The organism is Streptomyces bambusae, from assembly GCF_019400985.1.
Lineage (GTDB): Bacteria > Actinomycetota > Actinomycetes > Streptomycetales > Streptomycetaceae > Streptomyces > Streptomyces bambusae_A.
Map to the genome: position 1 here is coordinate 1 of NZ_WTFF01000397.1, position 5,872 is coordinate 5,872.

Sequence of the window (5,872 nt, forward strand, 5' to 3'; positions counted from 1 at the left end):
GCCGCCCCTGAGCGGGGGCTCGGACGGCCGCGTGCCCCTGAGCTGGGGCTCGGACGGGCGCGTGCCCCTGCGACGGGGCGCCCCGGCGACGGGCCGCCTGCGACGGGCCGCCCCTGGGACGGGTCGCCCCTGAGCTGGGGCGCAGGCGGACTGGGCATGGCCGAATAGGGTCCCCGCACGGGGCCCTTCCTTGCCCAGGACGGCTGAACATGGGTAGGCATGATGGAACGCCCGTTCGCCGACCCGGTGGACGGGCCACCTCCCCCCGCGCACCCTCGGGACGTCATGTCATCGACCGACCACGCCTATTCACGCTGCCCGAGCAAGGGTCCGAAGAGAGAACACATGCGATATCGGCCACCCAGCCTGCGCAGGCGATGTGCAGCCATTCTCGGCCAATTGGATTTGTCGCATCCGTTTTCCCTCGACGCGCTGTGCGAGCGCATCGCCGGGCAGCGCGGCCGCCCCATCAGGCTGCACCCGCTGCCCAAGGAAGCGGCCGAGTCCGGCATCTGCGGACTGTGGGTGGGCACCGCCAGCGTCGACTACGTCTTCTACGAGGCCCAGACCACGCCCGTGCACCGGGAGCACATCGTGCTCCACGAGCTGGGGCACATCCTGTTCGGGCACAACTCCCTGGAGGGCGAGGAGACCGGCGGCGCCGCCCCGGTCATCCTCGGGCGCACCAACTACACCACCCGCCAGGAGCAGGAGGCGGAGATGCTGGCCAGCATGATCCGCACCGGCGCCGGCTTCCGGCCCACGGCCGAGCCCCAGGGCACGCTGGCCCGGCTGGAATCCGCGATGGGCTACCACCCACGGGGCAACCATGGCTCCTGACCCGGCCCTCGCCCTGGCAGCAGCGGGGCCCACCGGCATCCAGGCGTTCGGCGACGCGCTCGCCGTCCCCAGCGTGGTCTGCCTGTGGGTCGCGGTCCTGCTGCGCATACCCGCGGCGCTGCGCTCCCCGCAGCAGCGCGGCCTGCTCCTCGCCGTCGCCACCGCGGCCGCCGCCATGACCCTCAACCTGCCCGCGGTCGTCACGTACGCCATGCGGGACCCGGCCCACTCGCACGCCGTCGGCCTGGTCCGCAACCTGATCGGGGTGCTCTCGGCGGGCGCCGTGCTGTACTTCGTCGCCGCCGCCACCAGCGGCCGCCGGCTGCGCTTCGCCGCTGGCGTCACCACCCTCGTGCTGCTGACCGCCCTCGTCTCCCTCGACGCGGCCGCCCCCGACCACGGCACCCACACCATGCCGCCGCAGGGCAGCCCGGTGCCCTCCCTCGCGTACTGGCTGGTGCTGATCTCGGCCCATCTGCTCGCCAACACCAGCTGCGTCTTCGTCTGCTGGCGCTACAGCCGGCAGGCCGAGAGCCGCACCCTGGCCATGGGCCTGCGGCTGTTCGGCCTCGGCACCGCGCTGGCCGGGCTGTTCTGGCTGGCGTACCTGCTCAAGGCGCTGTTCGGCAGCACCTGGGCGATGCCCTACCTGCCGCTGATGATGAACCTGCACGGGCTGCTGCGCGCCGCCGCCCTCCTCGTGCCCAGCCTCTTCACGCTGCGCCGCACCCTCGCCGACACCGCCACCGCCTGGCGGCTGTGGCCGCTGTGGCGGGACCTGGTGCAGGCCGTCCCGCACGTCGCGCTCACCAGGCCGCGCGCCACCCGGCTCGTGGAACTGCTGTGGCCGCCGGTCCCGCGCAACCTGCTCGTCTACCGCAAGGTCATCGAGACCCGCGACGCGATCCTGATCCTCGGCGAGTACGTCGCCCAGGACGCGCCCGAACGCGCCCGGGGCCATGTCACCGGCGCCGGCGTGCCCGGCCCGCGGCGTGCGGCGGCCGAGCTGGCCTGCGTACTGAAGGAGGCCCGGCACAACAAGCTGCTCGGCCTCCCGTGCCCGCCCGGGGCGGCCGACCGGCCGGCGGCCGGGCCGGCGCTGTCCGCCGGCGCGGAGGGCACGGAGCTGGAGGACGAGACGAAGTTCCTCGTGGCCGTCGCCCAGGCGTACGGCTCACCCACCACCCGGGCCTTCGTCCCGCGACAGCCCGAAGCGTCCGAAGGGGAAGTGAAGCCCAGTTGACCACCGTACTGATCACCGGGGCCAGCGCCGGCCTCGGCGCCGCCTTCGCCCGCGGTTTCGCCGCCAAGCGCTGCGACCTCGTCCTCGTCGCCCGCGACAAGGAGCGCCTGGCCGCGGTCGCGGCCGCCCTCGGCCGTGAATTCGGCGTCCACGCCGAGGTGTTGCCCGCCGACCTGCTCGACCCCGACGAGCTGCGCACCGTGGAGCGGCGGCTGGCCGACCCCGAACGGCCGGTGGACGTCCTGGTCAACAACGCCGGCTTCGGCCTGCCCGCCCCCTTCCCCTACAGCCCGGTCGAGGACGAGGAGCGGATGCTCGACCTGCTGGTGAAGGTGCCGCTGCGGCTCACCCACGCCGTCGTGCCCGGCCTGCGCGAGCGGGGCCGCGGCGCGGTGCTCAACGTCTCGTCGGTGGCCGGACTGCTGCCCACCGGCACCTACGGGGCCGCCAAGGCCTGGATCACCGCCTTCAGCGAGTCCCTGCGCGTCGACCTCGCCCCGTACGGGGTACGGGTGCTGGCGGTGGTCCCCGGGTTCACCCGCACCGAGTTCCAGCAGCGCGCCGGCATGGACGTCAGCGCGCTGCGCGACTCGGTCTGGCTGGAGCCCGACGCGGTGGTGGACCGGGCCCTGAAGGACCTGGCCCTGCGCCGGCCGGTCAGCATCACCGGCTGGCGCTACAAGGCGTACGCGACGGCCGTCCGCCACCTGCCGCGCACCCTCGTCGCCGGCCGGATGGCCCGCAAGCGCCGTCCCCCGCAGGAGCGGTAGCGGGCGGTTGCGGGCGGGAGCGGGGCCCGCGACGGCGCCGGGACCGGCTGAGCGGGCTCAGCGAAGTCCGGTGCACTACCGCGCCCCGTCAGGGGCGCGGGGCTGTCCGCATATGCGGCTCCGCCGCGTGGGCGCGACCAGCCCCCACCGGCCCGCGGTTCCATCACCGCATTCCAGCGGAGCGCTACAGCTCCGTGATCCGGCCCGCCGCGACCTCCAGGCGGCGGGTCGTGCGGACCGCGTCCAGCATCCGGCGGTCGTGCGTGACCAGCAGCAGCGTGCCCTCGTACGCCTCCAGCGCCGACTCCAGCTGCTCGATCGCCGGCAGGTCCAGGTGGTTCGTGGGCTCGTCCAGCACCAGCAGGTTCACCCCCCGGCCCTGGAGCAGGGCGAGGGCCGCACGGGTGCGCTCGCCGGGGGAGAGGGTGGCGGCGGGGCGCAGCACGTGCGCCGCCTTCAGGCCGAACTTGGCGAGCAGGGTGCGGACGTCGGCCGGCTCGGTGTCCGGGACCGCCGCGCAGAAGGCCTCCAGCAGGCTCTCCTCGCCGAGGAACAGGGCCCGGGCCTGGTCCACCTCGCCGACCAGCACGCCCGAACCGAGCGTGGAGGCCCCCGAGTCGAGCGGCAGCCGCCCCAACAGAGCGGCCAGCAGGGTCGACTTGCCCGAGCCGTTCGCCCCGGTGATCGCCACCCGGTCCGCCCAGTCGATCTGTACGTTCGCCGGGCCGAAGGCGAACGAGCCGCGCTTGACGGTCGCTTCGCGCAGGGTGGCGACGACCGCGCCGGACCGCGGCGCCGTCGCGATCTCCATCCGGAGCTCCCACTCCTTGCGCGGCTCCTCGACGACCTCCAGGCGCTCGATCGCGCGCTGCGTCTGGCGTGCCTTGGCGGCCTGCTTCTCGCTCGCCTCGGCGCGCGTCTTCCGGCCGATCTTGTCGTTGTCGGTGGTCTTGCGGCGGGCGTTGCGGACGCCCTTGTCCATCCAGTTGCGCTGCATCAGGGCCCGGCCTTCGAGGGCGGCGCGCTTGTCGGCGTACTCGTCGTACTCCTCGCGCGCGTGCCGGCGGGCCGTCTCGCGCTCCTCCAGGTAGGCGTCGTAGCCGCCGCCGTAGAGGTTGATCTGCTGCTGGGCCAGGTCGAGTTCGAGGACCTTGGTGACGGTCCGGGCGAGGAACTCGCGGTCGTGGCTGATCACGACGGTCCCGGCGCGCAGGCCCTTGACGAAGCCCTCCAGCCGCTCCAGGCCGTCCAGGTCGAGGTCGTTGGTCGGCTCGTCCAGCAGGAACACGTCGTAGCGGGACAGCAGTAGCGAGGCGAGGCCGGCGCGGGCCGCCTGGCCGCCGGACAGGGCCGCCATGGGCAGGTCCAGGCCGACCGTCAGCCCGAGGTCGTCGGCCACCTCCTGGGCGCGCTCGTCGAGGTCGGCGCCGCCGAGGTTCAGCCACCGGTCGAGGGCGGTCGCGTACGCGTCGTCCGCGCCCGGCGTGCCGTCGACCAGGCCCTGGGTCGCCGCGTCGAGCTCGGCCTGCGCGCCGGCGACGCCGGTACGGCGGGCCAGGAAGTCCCGCACCGACTCGTCGGCCCGGCGCTCCGGCTCCTGCGGCAGGTGGCCGACGGCCGCGGTGGGCGGCGAGAGGCGCAGCTCGCCGTCCTCCGGGGTGTCGAGCCCGGCCAGCAGGCGCAGCAGGGTGGACTTCCCGGCGCCGTTCACGCCGACGAGGCCGATGACGTCGCCGGGGGCGACGACGAGGTCGAGACCGGCGAAGAGGGTGCGCTCGCCATGGCCGGCGGCGAGGTCCTTGGCGACGAGGGTGGCAGTCATGATGACCCGATCCTATCGGGGGCGGCCCGCATGGCAGGAAAGGTGGGATGCCCGTCATTGCGGACGTCCGCGGCGGCCCACAGGATGAAGGCATGCAGTTGAGAGAGGTACTCGTCGTGATCTACGACGGGGTCCAGAGCCTGGACGTGAGCGGGCCGGTCGAGGTCTTCGCCGGCGCCGTGAAGCTGCTGGGCGGGAGCGGGTACGGGGACGGAGCACGGGGCGGGTACGCACAGGAGCCGCCGCCGTACCGGATCCGCACCGCCTCCCTGGGTGGCGCCCCGGTCCGGTCGAACAGCGTCCTGACGCTGCTGCCCGACGGGGACCTCGCCGAGGAGGTGCCCGGGCCGGACACCACCCTGGTGGTGCCGGGCGGGCAGCCCCGCGGCGACTTCGACCCCCGGCTGACCGAGTGGCTCCGCGCGTACGGGGGTCGCGCGGGCCGCCTGGTCTCGGTCTGCACGGGCGGCCTGCTGCTGGCCGAGGCGGGCCTCCTGGACGGGCGCAGGGCGACGACGCACTGGGCCTGGTGCGAGCGGATGGCCCGGCAGTACCCCGCGGTGCGGGTGGAACCGGAACCGATCTACGTCCGGGACGGCCGGGTCGCGACCAGCGCGGGCGTGACGGCGGGGATCGACCTGGCGCTCGCGCTGGTGGAGGAGGACCTGGGGCGGGACGCGGCCCTCACGATCGCCCGCCACCTGGTCGTCTACCTGCGGCGGCCGGGCAACCAGGCCCAGTTCAGCGCGCAGCTGTCCGCGCAGACCGCGCAGCGGGAGCCGCTGCGGGACGTCCAGCAGTGGATCGCGGAGCACCCGGGGGAGGACCTGAGCGTGGAGGCGCTCGCCGAGCGGGCCCGGCTGTCGCCGCGGCACTTCGCCCGGGCCTTCCAGTCGGAGACCGGGGTGACACCGGGCCGCTACGTCGAACGGGTCCGGGTGGAACACGCCCGGCGCCTGCTGGAGGACAGCGGCGAGGGCATCGCCGAGATCTCCCGGGCCTGCGGCTACGGCACCCCGGAGGCCCTCCGCCGCGCCTTCGTGAAAACGGTCGGCCAACCCCCGACGGAATACCGCCGCCGCTTCGGCCACGACCCTGCCCGACCCTGACCACCGCCGCCGGGCCGAAGCCCGGGCGCGCCCTGACCGGGCCGGCGCGCCGCGCCCGGCCTCGGGCGCCACGGGCTGCGCCCGGGCC

General features: G+C 74.6%; 5 protein-coding genes. 4 read left to right on the forward strand and 1 reads right to left on the reverse strand.

All coding sequences use genetic code 11. From position 1 onward, the window contains the following. Window positions 1-405: 405 nt before the first annotated feature. Genes GPJ59_RS32455 through GPJ59_RS32465 form a run of 3 tightly spaced genes read left to right on the forward strand, consistent with a single transcriptional unit; the run spans window position 406 to window position 2,853 of the window. The gene (locus tag GPJ59_RS32455) at window positions 406-840 is read left to right on the forward strand and encodes a hypothetical protein (RefSeq protein WP_258025256.1); all 435 of its coding nucleotides are present in this window, start codon (window positions 406-408) and stop codon (window positions 838-840) included. Beyond that, the gene (locus tag GPJ59_RS32460; RefSeq protein WP_219671500.1) at window positions 830-2,083 is read left to right on the forward strand and encodes an MAB_1171c family putative transporter; all 1,254 of its coding nucleotides are present in this window, start codon (window positions 830-832) and stop codon (window positions 2,081-2,083) included. The genes GPJ59_RS32455 and GPJ59_RS32460 overlap by 11 nt, the downstream gene beginning before the upstream one ends. Then, entirely contained in the window at window positions 2,080-2,853 is a 774-nt protein-coding gene (locus GPJ59_RS32465; protein ID WP_219671501.1) for an SDR family NAD(P)-dependent oxidoreductase, read from the forward strand. The genes GPJ59_RS32460 and GPJ59_RS32465 overlap by 4 nt, the downstream gene beginning before the upstream one ends. A 184-nt stretch (window positions 2,854-3,037) precedes the next feature. Here the strand turns inward: GPJ59_RS32465 and GPJ59_RS32470 are convergent, their stop codons facing one another. Continuing rightward, a complete protein-coding gene (locus GPJ59_RS32470) occupies window positions 3,038-4,675 on the reverse strand; it encodes an ABC-F family ATP-binding cassette domain-containing protein (RefSeq protein WP_219671502.1) in 1,638 nt (545 codons plus the stop codon). 92 nt (window positions 4,676-4,767) lie between these two features. Here GPJ59_RS32470 and GPJ59_RS32475 point away from each other — a divergent pair, with 92 nt between their 5' ends. After that, the gene (locus GPJ59_RS32475; protein ID WP_219671503.1) at window positions 4,768-5,784 is read left to right on the forward strand and encodes a GlxA family transcriptional regulator; all 1,017 of its coding nucleotides are present in this window, start codon (window positions 4,768-4,770) and stop codon (window positions 5,782-5,784) included. Window positions 5,785-5,872: the final 88 nt, after the last annotated feature.